The 18,151-nt window shown below is 66.3% G+C and carries 19 protein-coding genes; 8 read left to right on the top strand and 11 right to left on the bottom strand.

All coding sequences use genetic code 11. The annotated features are described in order from the left end of the window. The 4 genes from KDJ86_RS08820 to KDJ86_RS08835 all read right to left on the bottom strand — a co-directional run. On the bottom strand, positions 1–394 hold a 394-nt coding region (locus KDJ86_RS08820), incomplete at its 3' end, for a Gfo/Idh/MocA family protein (protein WP_291744781.1). Between the two features lie 16 nt (positions 395–410). Continuing rightward, positions 411–1,463, bottom strand: a complete 1,053-nt coding sequence (locus KDJ86_RS08825) for a TIM barrel protein (RefSeq protein ID WP_291744784.1) — start codon at positions 1,461–1,463, stop codon at positions 411–413. A 108-nt stretch (positions 1,464–1,571) separates the two neighbouring features. After that, positions 1,572–1,973, bottom strand: coding sequence for a cupin domain-containing protein (locus tag KDJ86_RS08830; RefSeq protein ID WP_291744786.1), 402 nt, complete (start codon positions 1,971–1,973; stop codon positions 1,572–1,574). Positions 1,974–2,009: 36 nt separating this feature from the next. Then, the gene (locus tag KDJ86_RS08835) at positions 2,010–2,840 is read right to left on the bottom strand and encodes a phosphoenolpyruvate hydrolase family protein (RefSeq protein ID WP_291744787.1); all 831 of its coding nucleotides are present in this window, start codon (positions 2,838–2,840) and stop codon (positions 2,010–2,012) included. Positions 2,841–2,940: 100 nt separating this feature from the next. On the opposite strand from KDJ86_RS08835, the gene KDJ86_RS08840 reads away from it, so the two are divergent. From KDJ86_RS08840 to KDJ86_RS08870, 7 genes are all read left to right on the top strand, one after another. Next, on the top strand, positions 2,941–3,660 hold the full coding sequence (locus tag KDJ86_RS08840) for a TetR/AcrR family transcriptional regulator (RefSeq protein WP_291744788.1): 720 nt from the start codon (positions 2,941–2,943) through the stop codon (positions 3,658–3,660). Between the two features lie 48 nt (positions 3,661–3,708). Next, positions 3,709–5,007: an ABC transporter substrate-binding protein gene (locus KDJ86_RS08845; protein WP_521085271.1), complete on the top strand. Its 1,299-nt coding sequence runs from the start codon at positions 3,709–3,711 to the stop codon at positions 5,005–5,007. Between the two features lie 89 nt (positions 5,008–5,096). Next, entirely contained in the window at positions 5,097–5,996 is a 900-nt protein-coding gene (locus KDJ86_RS08850; RefSeq protein WP_521085272.1) for a carbohydrate ABC transporter permease, read from the top strand. A gap of 2 nt (positions 5,997–5,998) precedes the next feature. Further along, a complete protein-coding gene (locus KDJ86_RS08855) occupies positions 5,999–6,955 on the top strand; it encodes a carbohydrate ABC transporter permease (protein WP_291744789.1) in 957 nt (318 codons plus the stop codon). Positions 6,956–6,963: 8 nt separating this feature from the next. Beyond that, on the top strand, positions 6,964–7,158 hold the full coding sequence (locus KDJ86_RS08860; protein ID WP_291744790.1) for a hypothetical protein: 195 nt from the start codon (positions 6,964–6,966) through the stop codon (positions 7,156–7,158). A gap of 11 nt (positions 7,159–7,169) precedes the next feature. Beyond that, complete coding sequence (locus KDJ86_RS08865; RefSeq protein ID WP_291744792.1) at positions 7,170–8,303, top strand: ABC transporter ATP-binding protein; 1,134 nt, start codon at positions 7,170–7,172, stop codon at positions 8,301–8,303. Beyond that, on the top strand, positions 8,284–9,381 hold the full coding sequence (locus tag KDJ86_RS08870) for an ABC transporter ATP-binding protein (RefSeq protein WP_291744793.1): 1,098 nt from the start codon (positions 8,284–8,286) through the stop codon (positions 9,379–9,381). The genes KDJ86_RS08865 and KDJ86_RS08870 overlap by 20 nt, the downstream gene beginning before the upstream one ends. 214 nt (positions 9,382–9,595) lie before the next feature. On the opposite strand, the gene mgrA is transcribed toward KDJ86_RS08870, so the two are convergent. Next, positions 9,596–10,582 (bottom strand): L-glyceraldehyde 3-phosphate reductase, encoded by a 987-nt coding sequence (gene mgrA / locus KDJ86_RS08875; protein WP_291744794.1) that lies wholly within the window; start codon positions 10,580–10,582, stop codon positions 9,596–9,598. Positions 10,583–10,710: 128 nt separating this feature from the next. Here mgrA and KDJ86_RS08880 point away from each other — a divergent pair, with 128 nt between their 5' ends. Beyond that, positions 10,711–11,694: an aldo/keto reductase gene (locus KDJ86_RS08880; protein ID WP_291744796.1), complete on the top strand. Its 984-nt coding sequence runs from the start codon at positions 10,711–10,713 to the stop codon at positions 11,692–11,694. Between the two features lie 191 nt (positions 11,695–11,885). On the opposite strand, the gene KDJ86_RS08885 is transcribed toward KDJ86_RS08880, so the two are convergent. The 6 genes from KDJ86_RS08885 to KDJ86_RS08910 form a co-directional block, all read right to left on the bottom strand. Continuing rightward, positions 11,886–12,767 (bottom strand): amidohydrolase family protein, encoded by an 882-nt coding sequence (locus tag KDJ86_RS08885; protein WP_521085273.1) that lies wholly within the window; start codon positions 12,765–12,767, stop codon positions 11,886–11,888. Further along, complete coding sequence (locus KDJ86_RS08890) at positions 12,673–13,974, bottom strand: VWA domain-containing protein (protein ID WP_291744799.1); 1,302 nt, start codon at positions 13,972–13,974, stop codon at positions 12,673–12,675. Before KDJ86_RS08890 ends, KDJ86_RS08885 begins: the two co-directional genes overlap by 95 nt. Before the next feature lie 121 nt (positions 13,975–14,095). Further along, positions 14,096–14,971: an AAA family ATPase gene (locus KDJ86_RS08895; RefSeq protein ID WP_291744801.1), complete on the bottom strand. Its 876-nt coding sequence runs from the start codon at positions 14,969–14,971 to the stop codon at positions 14,096–14,098. A gap of 246 nt (positions 14,972–15,217) precedes the next feature. Further along, positions 15,218–15,526, bottom strand: a complete 309-nt coding sequence (locus tag KDJ86_RS08900; protein ID WP_291744803.1) for an EthD family reductase — start codon at positions 15,524–15,526, stop codon at positions 15,218–15,220. Positions 15,527–15,537: 11 nt separating this feature from the next. Beyond that, on the bottom strand, positions 15,538–16,560 hold the full coding sequence (locus tag KDJ86_RS08905; protein ID WP_291744805.1) for a xanthine dehydrogenase family protein molybdopterin-binding subunit: 1,023 nt from the start codon (positions 16,558–16,560) through the stop codon (positions 15,538–15,540). A gap of 206 nt (positions 16,561–16,766) precedes the next feature. Continuing rightward, positions 16,767–18,131, bottom strand: coding sequence for a xanthine dehydrogenase family protein molybdopterin-binding subunit (locus KDJ86_RS08910; protein ID WP_291744809.1), 1,365 nt, complete (start codon positions 18,129–18,131; stop codon positions 16,767–16,769). Positions 18,132–18,151 lie beyond the last annotated feature (20 nt).

Here is an 18,151-nt window from a genome sequence, read left to right on the forward strand (position 1 = left end):
ACCAGACGAGGCTGGCGACGCCGGCCCTCTCCACCGCCCTGACCATCCGCTCGCCCTCGCGGGTGGTGCGGGCGATGGGCTTCTCGCAGAGCACCATCTTGCCGGCCTTCGCCGCGGCGACGGCGATATCGGCGTGAAGGTCGTTCGGCACGCAGATGTCGATGGCGTCGATGTCGTCGCGCTTGACCAGTTCCTTCCAGTCGGTCTCGGTCGACTCGTAGCCCCACTGGTCGGCGAAGGCCTTGACCGCCTTCCTGTTGCGGCCGCAGGCGGCCTTGAGGACCGGCTGGTAGTCGAGGTCGAAGAAGTTGCCGACCCGGCGGTAGGCGTTGGAATGAGCCCGGCCCATGAAGCCGTAGCCGACCATGCCGATGTTGAGTGGTTTCTTTGCCATCTAACGATTTCCGTCCCTATTCCTGCCAGCCATGGGCGTCGCGGACCTTGATCATCGCGCCGAGGATGGCGTTCCAGGTCTCCTGCTTCTCCATGACCTCGTTCGGGAACATGCACCCGTCCCAGCAGATGTGGCGCATGGTCCTGGTGAGGTTGCCGGCGTCGTCGCGCAGCCAGTAGCCGGCGTGCTTGACGATATCGAGGCGGCCGTTGGGGTCGGAGACCTGACAGTGGCGGCCGGTCTTCTCGTGGTCGCCCGAGCCGAAGACGGTGCCGTCATTCTGGGCGACGTGGAAATCGAGGGTCCAGGGCCGCAGTGCGTCGGCGACTTGTCTGTAGGCCGCGTCGAGGGCGGCGGTATCGCTCCACTCGAAATCCGCCGGCAGGAGGCGGTCCTTCTCGGCGTTGGCGCCGAGCACGAAGAGCATCGAATGGGCCATGTCGGCCTGGTAGCCGACGACGCCGGGCATGCCGACCATCTCCAGCAGCTTGACGTTCTCGCGCCATGAATGCATGCCGCCCCAGCAGATCTCGCCCTCGGCGGCGAGGAACTCGCCGTGGTCCTCGGCGATCCTGCCGGCCTCGCGGAAGGTCTCGGCGATCATCTTCGTGCCGCCTTCGGGGTCCTTGTCCCAGTCCTCGACGCTGGTCGAGGAATCGATGCGGACGCCGCCGGACGGGCGGATGCCGATTTCGCGCATCTGCCTGCCGATGACGCAGGCCTTGCGGACCTGGTCGATGAAGCGCTTGCGGTCGTCCTCGGCGCCCATCGCCGAGCCGCCGCCGGCGCCGCCCCAGATCGGCGCGACCATCGAGCCGATCTTCAGGCCGAAGCTGGCGACGTGGTCGCAGAACGCCCTGACCTCGTCCGGCGTCGAGTCGATCGAGATATGCGGATCGGCCAGCCACAGGTCGATGCCGTCGAATTTCTGGCCGTCGACCTCGGCATTGGCCGTCAGGGTCAACAGCGTGTCGAGCGAAATGAACGGCTCGGAATCGGGCGCGCCCTTGCCGACGACGCCCGGCCACATGGCGTTATGAAGCTTGGGGTAGTTGTTCCCTCCGGCCACGTTTCAGTCCTCCCTTCGAAATCGGATAGCTTGTCCTATCGCCTGTTCCAGTTTTCGCCGTGGAGCGGGCAAATGTCGAGACCGCTCCCGCGGAGCGGGTATCGGCATTCAGCTCCGCAGCGACTTCCACGGCTCCTCGCCGGCGACATCGACCAGCTCGTATCCGATCTCGCCGACACAGGGGCCGAGGATCGCGGCGATCTTCGCCTCGCTGTCGCCGACATTGAAGGAGGCGTGGACGACGTCGGCCGGGATATGGGCGGAGTCGCCGGGGCCGAGGATCCGCCTCTCGCGGTCCACCCACTGCTCGACCGTGCCGGCGACGACCAGGATCACTTCCTCCTGGTCGGGATGCTTGTGGAAGTCGTGCCCCTTGCCGGGCATCAGCGAGACGTCGATGACGGTGAGCTGGTCGGCGCCGGTCGACGGCGGATGGCTCAGCCAGCGGAGCTGGCCCCAATCGAGGGTCTCCGGCTCGGTTTCGCTGGCGATGGTGAACCTGCGCGGCATTTTTCGTTCCTCCCTGTGCGGCACGGTTGCAGCCTCCTAGAAGCTGATCGCCTTGAATCGCCGCGTCTGCTCGGTCAGCGCGGTCTCGACCGGCAGGCGCTCCATGCTCGAAGCGCCATAGAAGCCGTGGCAGTTCCGGCAGTGGCCAAGGACGAAGGCCGCGTCGTCCGGCATGGCGATCGGTCCCCCGTGGCAGAGCACGATCACGTCGTCGCGGATCGAAAGCGCCGCGTCGGAGATCGCGTCGATGGCGATGACGCATTCCTCCAGCGTCGCCGCGGAGGTGGCGCCGATCGATCCGCCGGTGGTGACCCCCATATGGGCGACGATGACATCGGCGCCGGCCGAAGTCATTGCCCGCGCCTCGTCGGGATCGAAGACATAGGGCGTCGTCAAGAGGTCGAGGGCATGGGCCTCGGCGATCATGTCGACCTCGAGCGCATAGCTCATCCCGGTCTCCTCGAAGGCGCGCCGCATCTTGCCGTCGAAGAGGCCGATGGTCGGGAAATTCTGGACGCCCGAGAAGCCCATCGCCTTCAGCTCGGCGAGGAATTGCGGCATCAGCACGAAGGGGTCGGTGCCGTTGACGCCGGCCAGCACCGGCGTGTGCTCGACCACCGGCAGGACCTCGACGGCCATCTCCCGGACGATCTCGTTGGCATTGCCATAGGCGAGCAGCCCGGCCGCCGAGCCGCGGCCCGCCATCCGGTAGCGGCCCGAATTGTAGATGACGATCAGGTCGATGCCGCCGGCTTCCTCGCATTTCGCCGACAGCCCGGTCCCGGCGCCGCCGCCGACGATCGGCACCTTGCGCTCAACCATGTCCCGGAATTTCAAGAGGATCTGCTGGCGGGCGATCGCGGCCATGGGCTGTTTCCCCGGGCTTCCCGCCGCTCTCTACCGGAACGATCAAATTATCGGAAAACCACAATTGCTTTTTGTCGTGAGACGTGTGTATCATATTGATATGACCGTCTCACGTCAAGTGCATGGCAACACGCGCGCCGGCGGGACGGGCGCCCGGGCGCGCATGAAAAAAAGGATGCTCGACACGGCGATGAGGCTGATGGAGGAAGGCCTGATTCCCTCGGTAAGCGAAGTGGCGGAGGCGGCGGAAGTGTCGCGTGCCACGGCCTATCGCTATTTCCCGAGCCAGGCGGCGATGATCCAGGAAACCGTCGCCCAGGCGCTCGGGCCGATTCTCGAATGGGAATCGGATTCGACCGAGGCCGAGGAGCGGATCGCCGATCTGATCGACTTCGCCTATCCCCACATCGAAACGTATGAGGCGACCCATCGGGCGGTGCTGATGCTGGCCATCGACCAGTGGACGCGCGGCAAGGCGGGAACCCTCGGCAACGAGGCGCGGCTCGTCCGCGGCAATCGCAAGGGTCTTCTCAACGCGGCGCTCAACCCATTGAAGAACCGGCTGTCGCCGGCCGAATTTGACAGATTGACGCAGGCGCTGTCACTTGTATTTGGTACGGAGGCCCTGGTCGTCCTCAAGGACATATCGGGTCTCGACGGAGAGGAAGCGCGGCGGGTCGCCATATGGGCTTCCCTCGCGCTGGTCCGGTCGGCGATCGCCGATTCCGGAGCTGTCGAGCGTTCGCGTCGCCAGAGCGGAATGAAAACGAAAAGCGGCATGAAGACCGCCAGGAAGAGGACAGGACGCACGGTCAACTGAATTCCGTCACCCGTATGGCGGATCGGTTTCATAAAGGGAGAGAAACGCATGCTGAAGAAGAAATGGACTGCGTTGCTTGCGGGCGCCGCCATGGCGTTCACCGTCAACGCGGCGGCTGCCACCGAGCTCACGATCTTCTGGGCGGAGTGGGATCCGGCGAACTATCTGCAGGAACTCGTCAACGAATATACCGCCGAGACCGGCGTGACGGTCACCGTCGAGACGACGCCGTGGTCGGACTTCCAGACCAAGGCCTTCACCGAGTTCAATGCCAAGGGCGACGCCTACGACATGGTGGTCGGCGACTCGCAGTGGCTCGGCGCCGGCTCGACCGGCGGTCACTATGTGGACCTCACCGACTTCTTCAACGAGCACAAGCTGGCCGAGGTGATGGCCCCGGCGACCGTCAAGTATTACGCCGAATATGACGGCAAATACTGGGCGATCCCGGCGGAGGGCGACGCGGCCGGCTGGGCGTATCGCAAGGACTGGTTCGAGGATCCGAAGGAGATGGAAGCCTTCAAGGCCAAGTATGGCTACGACCTCGGCGTGCCGGAGGACTACAAGCAGCTGCGCGACATCGCCGAGTTCTTCTATCGCCCGGACGACAAGAAATACGGCATCGCCATCTACACCGACAACTCCTATGACGCGATGGCGATGGGCATCGAGAGCGCCGTGTTCAGCTACGGCGGCGACCTCGGCGACTATTCGACCTACAAGGTCGACGGCATCATCAACTCGCCGGAGAACATCGCCGCGGTGGAGATGTACAAGGAGCTCTACGGCTTCACGCCGCCGAACTGGGGCAAGGTGTTCTTCCAGGAGGATAACCAGGCGATCACCGAGAACCTGGCGGCGATGAGCATGAACTTCTTCGCCTTCTTCCCGGCGCTCGACAACCCGGCGCTGAACCCGAATGCGGCAAACACCGGCTACTTCGCCAACCCGAAGGGCCCGTCCGGCGCGCAGCATGCGGCGCTCGGCGGACAGGGAATCTCGATCGTCTCCTATTCCCAGAACAAGGAAGAGGCGATGAAGTTCCTGGAGTGGTTCATCCGCGACGACGTCCAGCAGAAATGGGCCGACCTCGGCGGCTATACCTGCAGCCAGGCGGTCCTGAAGTCGGAGGCCTTCCGCAACGCCACGCCGTATAACGAGGCCTTCTACCAGTCGATGTTCATGGTGAAGGACTTCTGGGCGGTGCCGGAATATGCGGAGCTGCTGACCGCGATGAACAACCGTCTCTATCCCTACGTCGTCGGTGGCGAGGGAACCGCCAAGGAGGCGCTTGACGGCCTGGCCGCGGACTGGAACGCGACCTTCAAGAAATACGGCCGGATGTAATCCGGGTTCATACCCGGGAGCCGGGGCGGTCCATGCCGCTCCGGCTTCCGAAGCCGTAATCGGAAATCGGGCAACCGACGGGGGAAGCGTTGGCGGTCATTGCGCGACTGGAAAGCGATACGCGGGCAGCGGCGCGGGGATGGAGCGATCTCACCATCCGCAATATCTTCATCCTGCCGACGCTCGCTTTTCTCATTGTTTTCAATATTTTCCCGCTGATCTATTCGCTCGGCTACTCGTTCACCGATTTCCGCGCATCGGTGAATGACCCGGTGAACTTCGTCGGGCTGCAGAACTATCGCGAGCTGCTCAACGACCCGAATATCTGGCGGAACTTCACGGTCACCGCCCAGTATGTCATCGTGTCCGTCGGCGGACAGGTGATCGTCGGCTTCGGGCTGGCGCTGCTCCTCAACCGCAAGATTCCGTTCAAGGGCCTGATCACCACCCTGCTGCTGCTGCCGATGATGATGTCGATGGCGGTGGTCGGCCTGTTCTGGAAGCTGCTCTACGACCCGTCCTGGGGCATCATCAACTACGCCCTCGGCCTCGGCTCCTTCGACTGGCTTTCCGACCCCGACGTGGCGCTCTATGCGGTGGCGATCACCGATATCTGGATGTGGGCGCCCTTCGTGATGCTCCTGTCGCTCGCCGGTCTCTCGGCGGTGCCGCAGCACCTCTACGAGGCGGCGGCTATCGACCGCGCCGGCACCTGGTACACCTTCACCCGGATCACCCTGCCGCTGGTCGCGCCGATCCTGATCATCGCGATCATCTTCCGCACCATGGAGGCATTCAAGAGCTTCGACCTGCCGTTCATCATGAGCGGCCAGCCGACGACCGAGATGATCTCGATACGGCTCTACAAGATGGCCTTTCAGGAGTGGCAGACCGGGCGCTCCAGCGCGCTTGCCTATATCGTGCTGATCGTCGTCCTGGCGATCACCAACATCTACGTGAAGTATCTCAACAAGGTGAAGGAGCGCTAGGGATGGCAGCCGTCACGTCGCCGGCCCGGCGCGTCACCAACCGCATCGCCATCGTCGCGGTGCTGATCATCACCCTCATCTTCCTGGCGCCGATCTACTGGATCGCCTCGACCGCCTTCAAGCCGCGGGCGCTGGCGACCAGCGTGCCGCCGACGGTGCTCTTCCAGCCGGAGGTGACGCCCTTCGTCAAGCTGTTCACCAAGCGCGTCCAGCTCCGCAAGCCGGTCGAGCCCGAGGTCTATGACGCGGCGCCGTGGTGGGAGAAGGCGATCTACGACGGCGGCGAGCGGGTCCTGCGCGTCGGCGATTCGGTGCAGCTCTCGCCCTATCCCGACCGCTTCCTGAACAGCCTGATCGTGGCGGTGACGAGCACCTTCCTGGCGGTGGCGATGGGGACGCTCACCGCCTATGGATTCTCGCGATTCCGGATAGCCGGCGAGAATGACCTGCTGTTCTTCATCCTGTCGACGCGAATGCTGCCGCCGGTGGTGGTCGCGATCCCGATGTTCCTGATGTACCGGGTGGTCGGGATGACCGACACCCATCTCGGGCTGATCATCCTCTACACCGCGTTCAACCTGTCCTTCTCGGTGTGGCTGATGAAGGGCTTCATGGACGAGATACCGAAGGAATACGAGGAGGCGGCGCTGGTCGACGGCTATACGCGCATGCAGGCCTTCTTCAAGATCGTGCTGCCGGAGGCGACCACCGGAATCGCGGCGACGGCGGTCTTCTCCTTCATCATCGCGTGGAACGAATATGCCTTCGCGCTGATCATGACCAACCGCCGGGCCCAGACCGCGCCGCCCTTCATCCCGGCGCAGGTCGGATCCGGGCTCACCGACTGGACGGTCATCGCCGCGGGAACCTTCCTGTTCCTGCTGCCGGTGGCGATCTTCACCTTCGCCCTGCGTGGCCACCTGCTGCGTGGCGTCACCTTTGGCGCGATCCGGAAATAGGAGCGGCCATGACTTTCCCGCGCGTCAGCGAGAAATATCTCGAACCGCTCTCGATGTGGATCATGGTGGCCGGCATGGTCGCCCTGCTGCAGCCGTGGAGCCTGTTCTTCCACCGCTACGGCGTGACCATCATCCTCGTCGGCCTCGTCGGCTTCCTGATCTTTTCGCACATCAAGCCTGGCCCCGGGCAAGAGGAAGAGTGAGCCTTTAGCCCATGGCAGAAATCGCGCTGCAGAACATCGAGAAATATTTCGGAGACAACTACGTCATCCGGAAGCTGAACCTGACGATCGCCCACAAGGAGTTCGTCGTGCTGCTCGGCCCGTCGGGTTGCGGCAAGACGACGACACTCAGGGCGATCGCCGGACTGGAGACCATCGATACCGGCGACATCAGGATCGACGGCAAGGCGGTGCAGGACCTGCGCGCCTCGGATCGCGACATTGCCTTCGTCTTCCAGCTCTTCGCGCTCTATCCGCACCTGACCGCCTATGACAACATCGCCTTTCCGCTGCGTGCGACGCGGGAGAGCAAGGCCGAGGTCGACACCAAGGTGCGGGCGGTGGCGCGCTCGCTGCGGATCGAGCATCTGCTCAACCAGCGCCCGTCGGCGCTGTCGGGCGGCGACATGCAGCGGGTGGCGATCGGCCGCGCCCTGGTCAGGCGGCCGAAGGCGATGCTGATGGACGAGCCGATCGGCGCCCTCGACGCCGCGCTCCGCGAGGAGATGCGCTCGGAGCTCAAGCGCCTCCATATCGAGAACGACTCGACCACCGTCTACGTCACCCACGATCAGGTCGAGGCGATGTCGCTGGCCGATCGCATCGCCATCATGAATGACGGCGTCCTCCAGCAGGTCGGTACCCCGGGCGAGGTCTACCAGTATCCGACCAACCTCTTCGTCGCCCAGTTCATCGGCAGTCCGGTGATGAACATCCTGCCGGCCACGGTCCGCGCCGGCGGGGCGGACGGCGCGGAAGTGGTGATCGGCGACGGCGACGCGGTGTTCGGATTCCCGGCCGATCTGCCGAAACGCCTCGAAGCCAAGTCGTATGACTCGCTGGTCCTCGGCGTCCGACCCGAGGGCGTGATAATCTCCACCACCGAGACAGCCGGACATGTTCCGGTCGAGGCGCATATCATCGAGCCGCTCGGGGCCTATGACATCGTCGATCTCAAGATCGGCGAGCAGTTGCTCCGCGCCCGCACCCATAGCGGCATGGTCGAGCGGGTCGGCGAGACCGTCTGGGCCCGGCTCGATGCCGCGCAGACCCACTTCTTCGATACGAAATCCGGCGATTCCCTGAACATCAGGCTTGGTGAGGAAAATGGCACACGTCAGGCTTGAGCGAGTCACCAAGACGTATGGCGGCGTCACGGCGCTCCGCGACCTGACGCTGGACATCGCCGACGGCGAGTTCTTCGTCCTGCTCGGGCCGACAGGCGCCGGCAAGACGACGACCTTGCGGCTGATCGCCGGCCTCGACAAGCCGACCAGCGGGGTCGTCAGCATCGACGGCCAGGACGTCAACGACTGGACGGCGGCGCAGCGCGATATCGCGCTGGTCTTCCAGTATTACTCGCTCTATCCGCGCTATACGGTCCGCCAGAATCTCGAATTTCCCCTCAAATCCAAGGTCCACAGCTATTCCCAGAGCGAGATCGACGGGCGCATCGCCTCGGCGGCGAAGACGCTCAGGATCGATCACCTCCTCGAGCGCAAGACCGACAAGCTGTCGGGCGGCGAGATGCAGCGCGTGGCGATCGGACGGGCGATCGTGCGCGAGCCGCGCGCCTTCCTGATGGACGAGCCGCTGTCCAACCTCGACGCCAAGCTGCGCGAGGCGCTGAGGTCCGAGCTCAAGGACCTGCAGATGAAGCTCGGCGCCACCTTCCTCTTCGTCACCCATGACCAGATCGAGGCGATGTCTATGGGCGACAAGGTCGGCGTGCTGAACGAGGGGCGGATCGCCCAGATCGGCACGCCCTACGAGATCTACAACAGCCCGCGCGATGTCTTCGTCGCCTCCTTCGTCGGATCGCCGGCGATGAACCTCGCCGCCGGCGAATTGGCAAACGGCCGGGTCAGCGCGCTTTCCGGCAAGCTCGACGCCACGCTTGCCGGCGAGGCGGCGCGCGACACATCCGGCTATTCAGGCCCGGTCAAGCTCGGCATCCGCGCCGAGGATGTCGTGGTCGGTCCCGACCAGCCGGTCGAGGCCAGGGTCCATCATGTCGAGAACCATGGCGTCGAGCAGATCGTGACGCTGCGCGTCGACGATCACCTGTTCAAGGCGACGGTGCCGGCGACCCTGCGGATGGGGATCGAGGATTCGGTCCAATGCGGCTGGTCGGCGGACAAGATCCATGTCTTCGACGCCCAGACCGGCGTCGGCTTCGCCTATCGCGAGGCGAAGGCGGCTTAGCATCCCGCGGGAGGAGAGGCGCGTTTCCGGTGCGTCCTTCGAGGCTCCGCCGGCGCGGAGCACCTCAGGATGGCTGTTTGGGTGCAAGCTGCGCCCAGGTGGCGCCCCGATCGGAAGGTGTTCCCACCCCGCCATGCTGAGGTGCGAGGGCAAAGCCCGAGCCTCGAAGCACGCACCGGCCACAGGCCGAAACAGACATCCACGGCCCGCCCGCCTAGGCCAGCACCGCCTCGATCTCGCCGATCTCCTCGCCGGACAGCGGGCCGGCCTTCAGCGCGTCTAGGGAATCGTCGAGCTGCTCGACGGTGCGGGCGCCGATCAGAGCCGAGGTGACGCGCGCGTCGCGGAGTATCCAGGTCAGGGCGAGCTGGGCCAGCGACTGGCCGCGGCGCTTGGCGATGGCGTCGAGCGCCTGGAGCTTGGCGACCAGCTCGGGCGTCACGCCCGATGCCTGGAGGCTGCCGTTGCGGGCGGCGCGGGAATCGTCGGGAACCCCCTTCAGGTACTTGCCGGTGAGCAAGCCCTGTGCGAGCGGCGAGAAGGGGATGCAGCCGACGCCGAGCTCGCCGAGGGCGTCGAGCAGCCCGTCTTCGACCCAGCGGTCGAGCATGTTGTATTTCGGCTGGTGGATGAGGAGCCGGGTGCCCATGCCGGCGAGGATAGCGGCCGCCTCGCGGGTCTTCTCCGGCTTGTATTGCGAGATGCCGACATAGAGCGCCTTGCCCTGGCGGACGATGTGGTCGAGCGCCGCCATCGTTTCCTCGAGCGGCGTGTTGGGGTCCGGCCGGTGGTGGTAGAAGATGTCGACATGGTCGAGCCCCATCCGCTTCAGGCTCTGGTCAAGGCTGGCGATCAGGTATTTGCGCGAGCCGCGGTCGCCATAGGGGCCGGGCCACATGTCCCAGCCCGCCTTGGTCGAGATCACCAGCTCGTCGCGGAGCGGCCTGAAGTCGGCGGCGAAGATGCGGCCGAAATTTTCCTCCGCCGAGCCATAGGGCGGTCCGTAGTTGTTGGCGAGGTCGAAATGGGTGACGCCGCGGTCGAAGGCGCGGCGGAGCATGGCGCGGGCGACCTCGTAACTATCGATGCCGCCGAAATTCTGCCAGAGCCCCAGGGAGATTTCCGGGAGGTCCAGCCCGCTCCGTCCCGAGCGGCGATAGGTCATGCGGTCGTAGCGGTCGTCGGCGGGGAGATAGGTCATCTTGTCCGGTTCCGGATTGAGGGGGCCGAGGGGAGGCATCGCGTCGAGGCGGCGGCCGCGCTTGTCACCCGGCTTCAGAGGCGTAGAGTATCTTCGCTTTCCCGCATCATATCGACGGACAATCCCCCATGGAATACGTCAATCTCGGCGCCACCGGGCTCAAGGTGTCGCGGCTCTGCCTCGGCATGATGACCTATGGCTCGTCCCAATGGCGCGACTGGATCCTCGACTATGACGAGGCCAGGCCCTTCGTCGCCCGCGCGCTCGATGCCGGCATCAATTTCTTCGATACCGCCGACATATATTCCGGCGGCGCCAGCGAGGAGGTGACGGGCCGGGCGCTGAGGGAGCTCGGGGTCGCCCGGCACAGGGTGGTGGTCGCGACCAAGGTCTATAACCCGATGGGCGACGATCCGAACGAAGGCGGCCTGTCGCGCAAGCATATCATGCACGCCATCGACGATTCGCTGCGGCGGCTCGGCATGGACTATGTCGACCTCTACCAGATCCATCGCTTCGACCGGACGACGCCGATGGAGGAGACGCTGGAGGCGCTGACCGACGTGGTGAAGGCCGGCAAGGCGCTCCATATCGGCGCGTCCTCAATGTTCGCCTGGCAGTTCGCGAAGATGCTGGAAACGTCGCGTCGCCTCGGCCTGTCGACGTTCGTCACCATGCAGAACCACTACAACCTGATCTATCGCGAGGAAGAGCGCGAGATGATCCCGCTCTGCGAGAGCGAGGGGATCGGCCTCATCCCGTGGAGCCCGCTTGCCCGCGGCTTCCTCACCGGCGGCCGGCGCCGGCAGGACGGCGGCGGGACGACCCGCTCGAAAAGCGATACCTTCGCCCACCAGTTCTACTACGAGGAGGACGACTTCCGGGTCGTCGACCGGGTCACCGAGGTGGCCGGGAAGCGCGGCGTGCCGAACGCACAGGTGGCGCTCGCCTGGCTGCTCTCCAGGCCGGCGGTGACCGCACCGATCGTCGGCGCCAGCAAGATGAGCCATCTCGAGGACGCGATCGCCGCCCTCGATATCAAGCTGACCGCGGAGGAGATCGCGGCACTCGAGGAGCCGTACCGCCCCCACCCGGTGCTCGGGCACAGCTAGCGCGGCCTTGCGTGCTTCGAGGCCGCCTCCGGCGGCACCTCAGCATGGCGAAGGAGGTTTCGCCTTCACGGCAGAGGTGGAACCGGCGCAGCCAGCCGCGTGCCAACTCGCCTCCACCGCCATCCTGAGGTGCTCCGCGTGAGCGGAGCCTCGAAGGACGCAGGTCCTGGCCAGTCCGAGTGGCGATGCGGTCAGATGCGGTACACCCGCGCGGCGGTGTCGTGGAGCATCGCCTTCTGCTCTTCCGGCGGGAAGACGGACACGGCGTCGCGATAGGTTCGGGCAAGGGTGCCGTAGTCGGTCCACAGCTTCTCGATCGGGAAGTTGGAGCCGAAGAGGCAGCGGTCGGCACCGAAGATGCCCGCCGTCTCCTGGACGACCATGGCGATGTGGGTCGGGTCGTTGCGGTGGATGAAGGTGCCGAGGCCCGAGAGCTTCGACACGATGTTCGGCTGCGCGGCCAGGGCTTTGATCCCGTCCCGCCACGAGACGATGCCGGTCTCGGACAGGTCCTCCAGCATCCCGGCATGCTGGAGGATGAAGGTCGTGTCGGGGAAGTCGGCGGCGAGCCGGGCGGCGCCGGCCATCTGGCTGGCGAAGACCTGGAGGTCGAAGCTGAGGCCGGTTTCGGCCAGCGCCGCGAAGTTCTTGCGGAAGGTCTCGTCGTCGGCGAGGTCGGGCCGCCTGGCGAAGCGATACATCTCGTTGTCATGCCAGTGGAGCTGCATGCGGACGCCGCGGATCAGCGGATAGCGCATCAGCCTGTCGAGCGCCGGGCGGACGTCATCGGCCATCAGGTCGGCATAGCCGACGATGGCGTGCGGCCAGCCGTGGGCGTCGGCGACGCCCTGGACCCAGGCGACCTCGTCCTCGGCCTCGCCCGGCGCCCAGTTGGTCTGGACGTAGACCGACTTGACGACGCCGCTCCCGGCAAGATCGGCGAGATATTCGTCGATCCCGTAGTCCCGGCGGATCGGCTCATAGGGCCCGAAGATCCGCGGCACCATCGGTCCGGTCAGCCAGGGCAGGTCGGCCTGCCGCCAGATGTGATGATGCGCGTCGATGATCGGCATTTCCATGTTGTCCTCCCCTGCGGCCGGTTGCCGGTGGCGCCGCACCGAGCCGCGCGCTTCCTTCCATGAAGTCGCACAATACCCCGATGCCGGCGCCGACGCCGAGGTGGTCGACGATGCCCAGGATCGCCTTGAGCGCCGCCGTCTCGGGTCTGAAGTCCGGGTCGGCGGCCAGCGGTGTCAGCCAGGCGAGCCGCCACGAGCGGGCGGCGAGGCGGCGCACCGCGCGTGCCATCTCGTCCGGCCCGCCGCGTTCCAGCCCGTCCGACAGGACGACGACCAGTGCGCCGCGCGAGGCGCGGGCGAAGCGGGGGATGGCGAGGAACCGGGCGAGGCTTTCGCCGATCCGCGTGCCGCCCTGCCAGTCGGCGACCGACGGCGCGATCTCGGCAAGCGCCCGGTCGAGGTCCTTGTGGCGGAGCGACGGCGTCAGCCGGGTCAGGCGGGTGCCGAAGGAGAAGGTCTCGACCGCGGGCAGCGCCTGGGTCAGGGCATGGGCGAAGCGGAGGTAATCGTCGGTCTCGCGCTTCATCGAGCCGGAAATGTCGATGAGGAGCAGCACGCGGCGAGGCCGGTCGCGGCGCCGGGTCCAGGCCGGGCGGATCGCGGCTGGATCGTGGTGGACCATCGCCGACAGGCTCCGGCGAAGATCGAGCCGGTCGCCACGGCGGAACGGCGTCCGCCGATAGCCGCGCCGTCGGGGCGCGCATACGGCGAGGCGTCGCCGCATCAGCGCCAGCCGCGCGTCGTCGGTCATCGGGGCGAAGGTCCGCGCGGCAAGCGCCTCGGCGGTGCTGGCGGCCTCGCCGGTCTCGTTGACCTTTTCGGCGATTGCCGGCTGAAGATCGGCGGCACCGGATTCCCGTGCCGGGGCGTTTTCCTCGGGGAGGCTCTCCGAGACGATTCCGAGGTCCGCCGCGTCATGGAAGAAGGCGTTGAAGAGGGCGTCGAATTCCTCGATGCGACCGGGCGGCGGGGCCAGCGTCGCCCGCGCCGCCCAGTAGACGTCGTCCATCATCCGCGGGCCGAGGCGGCGGATGCCGTCGAGGAAGGCGATCGTCTGGTCGGTGGCCGTCGCGAAGCCGTGGGCGCGCAGCAGCACCGTGAAGTCGTGGAAGAGGCGGGCGCCGGCGGGGAGGATGGTGCGTGCTTCGAGGCTCGCGCGATGCGCTCGCACCTCAGCATGGCGGGGGCTGCCAGTTGTCACCCGCGCCTCCGTGGACGCTCGCTAGGCTGATTCCGCGCCCCATCGCGGTATTTCGATTTCCTCCCACCCCGCCATCCTGAGGCGCCCGGCGCAGCCGGGCCTCGAAGGACGCAGGTGCGGCTCATTGCTCCTCGCCTCCGATCAGTGCGTCGAGCCGCCCGGCGACGGCGGCGAGGTCCTCCTCGTCCTTCAGCACCTGGCCGATCGAGCGTTTCAGCGCGGCCGGCCAGTCCCGCCGGCCGTCGTCGAGCATGGCGGCGGCACGGGCCCAGTCGACCGCCTCGGCAATCCCCGGCGCCTTGACCAGCGGCAACTGGCGGAGCGCGTTGACCGCGGCCACCACCGCGCGCGCGGTCGCCTCGGCGACGTCGCCGGCGCGCAGCATGATGATCTCGGCCTCGCGGGCGGGGTCCGGATAGGGAATCCAGTGATAGGTGCAGCGGCGGCGGAGCGCCTCGTTGAGCTCGCGCGTCCGGTTCGAGGTCAGCACCACGACGGGAGGGGCGGCGGCCCTCACCGTGCCGATCTCGGGGATCGAGATCTCGTAGTCGGCGAGGAATTCGAGCAGGAAGGCCTCGAACTCGTCGTCGGCGCGATCGATCTCGTCGATCAGCAGGACGCTTCCTTCCGCGTTCCGCAGCGCCTTGAGCAGCGGCCGCTCGATCAGGAAATCCTCGGCGTAGAGGTCGGTGGCACTACCCGAGACTTCCGCCTGGCGGATGGCGAGGAGCTGGCGGGCATAGTTCCATTCGTAGAGCGCCTGGCCGGCGTCGATCCCCTCGTAGCATTGCAGGCGGATGAGGTCGCGGCCGAGCGCCGTCGCCAACGCCTTCGCGGCCTCGGTCTTGCCGACGCCTGGCACGCCTTCGACCAGAAGCGGCTTGCCGAGGGCAAGCGCCAGAAAGCCGGCCACGGCCAGCCCGTCGTCGGCGAGATAGTCGGCGCGCGCCAGCGCCTCCGCCAGTGCCTCGGGGGTCGGGAAGGGCGGGGTGGTCATGGCGCTGCCTTGCCGAGGAAGTCCGTGCTCCTTGCCTCCCCCCTTGTGGGGGAGGCCGGATTTCCCCGATTTGCGGAAGCAAATCGGTTTCGGAAATCCGGGAGAGGGGTACCTCTCACCGCAGTGGAATACCCCTCTCTAGCTCCGCTATCGCCCGGCTTTGCCGGGCGAAGCTCCGCTGTCTCCCCCACAAGGGGGGAGAGGGCGTCCCATCTCACCGGTCGGGCGGCGCGAAGGAGCGAAGGCTCAGTCAATAAACACCTTCTCCTCGGCCATGAAATGCGTCCGTTCGGCGTGGGCGGCGGCGTCGGCGCCGGCCGCCTTGCCGGCATCGGTGCCGAAGGCGGCGAGCCGCGCCGCATCGTCATCGAACCACATCTCGCTGATCGCGTCATAGGGCAGGTCCGGGTTCTCGGCGATCGGCACGTTCATCCGGTAGCCGCGCAGGCCCGGCAGCTTCTCGGCGAGCTTCGGATGGTCGTTGATCGCCCAGTTGCGGAATTCGTCGTAGCTCAGTCCGTCCTTGCGCTTCATCAGCGAGAGTATCTTCAGCATGCCGGTTCCTTTCATTCAGCGGGTTCGGTGAAGGCGCGTTCCTTGGCGAGGATGCCGCGGAGCACCTTTTCAGGCGTGATCGGAAGCGAGTCGACGCGAACCCCGACGGCGTCGAAGATGGCGTTGGCGATGGCGGGAATCGGCGAATTGGCGGTCATCTCGCCGACGCCCTTGGCGCCATAGGGTCCGTCACCGGCCGGCCGCTCGAGGATGACGCCGCCGAATTCCGGCAGGTCGCCCGGCCCCGGCATCAGGTATTCGTTGAAGTCGACCGGTCCGTGGTCGCGGTCGGGATAATAGGGCTCGGTGGTCTCGTAGAGGGCGTGGCTCATGCCCATCCAGGCGCCGCCGATGATCTGCTGCTCGACCATCCTCGGGTTGAGCGCGCGGCCGACCTCATAGGCGCTCTTCAGCGACTTGACCTCGACCTCGCCGGTCTCCGTGTCGACCTCGACCTCGGCGACCGTGCAGGCATGGGCGTAGCAGGTCGCGGGACGCATCTTTCCCGTTTCCGGTTCGGGGAAGGAGCGCTCGGCCATGAACATGCCGCGGCCGGAGATCGTCCTGCCGTGCTTGAAATGGGCGGCGAGCGCGGTCTCGATCACCGAGATCGACCTGGATGGCGCGCCCTTGACATGGATCGCGCCCTTGCCGTCGGTCTCGAGGTCGCCGGCATCGACCTCCAGCTCCTCGGCCGCGACCTCCATCAGCACGTCGCGCGCCTCGTTGGCCGCCATGACGATGGCGTTGCCGATACGGTGGGTGCCGCGGCTGGCGAAAGTGCCCATGCAGTGCGGGCCGGTGTCGGTGTCGGCGGTGTCGATCAGTACCATCTCCGGCGGCACGCCGATCGCCTCGGCGCATATCTGGGTCATCACCGTCCTCAGCCCCTGGCCGAGATCGACGCTCGACAGGGTGACGACGAAGGTGCCAGTGGTGGTGGCATGGACCAGCGCCTGGCTCGGGTCGCCGCCGAGATTCATGCCGGTCGGATAATTGACGGCCGAGACGCCGCGCCCGCGAACCTTAGCCATGGATGGCTCCTTGCAGTGTGGTGCCTGTGCGTCCTTCGAGGCTCCGCTGCGCGGAGCACCTCAGGATGGCGGCGTGTGATAGTCTGGAGAGGTTGCAGAGGCGATCGGAGTGATGTGCACTTCCTCGCCATCCTGAGAGGCTGCCCCCGGCTCGATCGGGGGTGCGAGGCCGAAGCCCGAGCCTCGAAGGACGCAGGACCAACTCCTCACCCTCCCTTCAACGACGATGCGGCGCGATGCTCATCGGCGAGCGGCCAGCCGGCGAAGTCCGCCGCCGCCCGCATCACCTCGACCAGCGCCGCGCCCTTGGTCGTCTCGCCATGGGCCTTCATGTCGCCGTCGCGATAGGCGTTGATCATCCGGACCGCGAGCGGGTCCATGCCGAGCAGCCGGGCGATCTTGTCCATCTGCACCTCCAGCGCGAAGTCGCCGATGGTGACGCCGAAGCCGCGCATTGCCGAGGAGGGCGTGCGGTTGGTGTAGACGCAATGGGCGTCGACCAGGACGTTGGGGATGGTGTAGGGCCCGGGCATGTGGGCGGCGGCCTTGGTGGTGCCGTAGGGGCTGTGGCGTGAATAGGCGCCGGCGTCGACATAAAGCCGGATCTGGCGGGCGACGATCCGCCCGTCCTTCATCACGCCATCCTTGATGTAGATACGTTCCGCCGCGCGGGGACTGGAGACCTGCATCTCCTCCTCGCGAGAGTAGCTGTATTTCACCGGCCGCTTGATGAGGTCAGCGGCGAGGAAGGCGATCGGCTCGGTGATGACGTCGACCTTGCCGCCGAAGCCGCCGCCGACGGTGCCGCCGATCATCCTCAGCCGCTGGAAGGGGACGTTGAGGATGAGGCCGGTATTGTCGAGGGTGAAGAACAGCGCCTGGGTGTTCGAGTAGCAGGTCAGCCGGCCGTTCGCCTCCGGCACGACGATGCAGCCGGTGGTCTCGACCGGCGCATGCTCGATCGGTGACGACTGGTAGCGTTCCTCGAGGACGTGGTCGGCTTGCGTGAAGCCCTTCTCGACATCGCCATGGCGAACGCGCCGGCAGTGGTGGCCCTCGTAGGTGAAGTAGTTGTGGCCGTGATACTCGTTGACGATCGGCGCATCCGGCTTCAGCGCCTCCTCGACGTCGAAGACCGGAGCCAGCACCTCGTAGTCGACCCTGACCGCCTCGACCGCCGCGCGGGCGATCGCCTCGCTCTCGGCGAGGATGGCGACGATCTGCTCGCCCTTGAAGCGCACCTTGTCGACCGCGAGAACCGGCTCGTCATTCGGCTCGACCTGGATCAGGCGAAGGATCGTGTAGATGTTCTCCGGCACGTCCTTGTGGGTCAGCACCCGGACGACGCCGGGCATCGCCTCCGCCGCCGCCGTATCGACACCGAGGATGCGGGCATGATGATGGGGGCTGCGCACCATCTTCAGCGTCAGCATGCCGGGGAAATGCCGGTCGGCGTAGAACTGCGTCTTGCCGGTGACGTGGCCGAGCGCGTCGGAGCGCTCGATGCTGATGCCGACCGCCTTGTGGTCGTCGGCCCGCTCGTCGGCGAAGACCTCGCGGATGTGTTCCATGTCCCGCCTCCTCAGGCCGG

The sequence above is a fragment of the Bauldia sp. genome (assembly GCF_020442045.1).
Lineage (GTDB): Bacteria > Pseudomonadota > Alphaproteobacteria > Rhizobiales > Kaistiaceae > Bauldia.

What these genes read in the sequence shown, in the direction of transcription:
- KDJ86_RS08905 (WP_291744805.1), bottom strand. Translation starts at nt 16,560, where the DNA reads ATGGCTAAGGTTCGCGGGCGCGGCGTCTCGGCCGTCAATTATCCGACC.
- KDJ86_RS08900 (WP_291744803.1), bottom strand. Translation starts at nt 15,526, where the DNA reads ATGCTGAAGATACTCTCGCTGATGAAGCGCAAGGACGGACTGAGCTAC.
- KDJ86_RS08865 (WP_291744792.1), top strand. Translation starts at nt 7,170, where the DNA reads ATGGCAGAAATCGCGCTGCAGAACATCGAGAAATATTTCGGAGACAAC.
- KDJ86_RS08845 (WP_521085271.1), top strand. Translation starts at nt 3,709, where the DNA reads ATGCTGAAGAAGAAATGGACTGCGTTGCTTGCGGGCGCCGCCATGGCG.
- KDJ86_RS08860 (WP_291744790.1), top strand. Translation starts at nt 6,964, where the DNA reads ATGACTTTCCCGCGCGTCAGCGAGAAATATCTCGAACCGCTCTCGATG.
- KDJ86_RS08855 (WP_291744789.1), top strand. Translation starts at nt 5,999, where the DNA reads ATGGCAGCCGTCACGTCGCCGGCCCGGCGCGTCACCAACCGCATCGCC.
- KDJ86_RS08910 (WP_291744809.1), bottom strand. Translation starts at nt 18,131, where the DNA reads ATGGAACACATCCGCGAGGTCTTCGCCGACGAGCGGGCCGACGACCAC.
- KDJ86_RS08870 (WP_291744793.1), top strand. Translation starts at nt 8,284, where the DNA reads ATGGCACACGTCAGGCTTGAGCGAGTCACCAAGACGTATGGCGGCGTC.
- KDJ86_RS08880 (WP_291744796.1), top strand. Translation starts at nt 10,711, where the DNA reads ATGGAATACGTCAATCTCGGCGCCACCGGGCTCAAGGTGTCGCGGCTC.
- KDJ86_RS08885 (WP_521085273.1), bottom strand. Translation starts at nt 12,767, where the DNA reads ATGCCGATCATCGACGCGCATCATCACATCTGGCGGCAGGCCGACCTG.
- KDJ86_RS08830 (WP_291744786.1), bottom strand. Translation starts at nt 1,973, where the DNA reads ATGCCGCGCAGGTTCACCATCGCCAGCGAAACCGAGCCGGAGACCCTC.
- mgrA (WP_291744794.1), bottom strand. Translation starts at nt 10,582, where the DNA reads ATGACCTATCTCCCCGCCGACGACCGCTACGACCGCATGACCTATCGC.
- KDJ86_RS08895 (WP_291744801.1), bottom strand. Translation starts at nt 14,971, where the DNA reads ATGACCACCCCGCCCTTCCCGACCCCCGAGGCACTGGCGGAGGCGCTG.
- KDJ86_RS08835 (WP_291744787.1), bottom strand. Translation starts at nt 2,840, where the DNA reads ATGGCCGCGATCGCCCGCCAGCAGATCCTCTTGAAATTCCGGGACATG.
- KDJ86_RS08840 (WP_291744788.1), top strand. Translation starts at nt 2,941, where the DNA reads ATGACCGTCTCACGTCAAGTGCATGGCAACACGCGCGCCGGCGGGACG.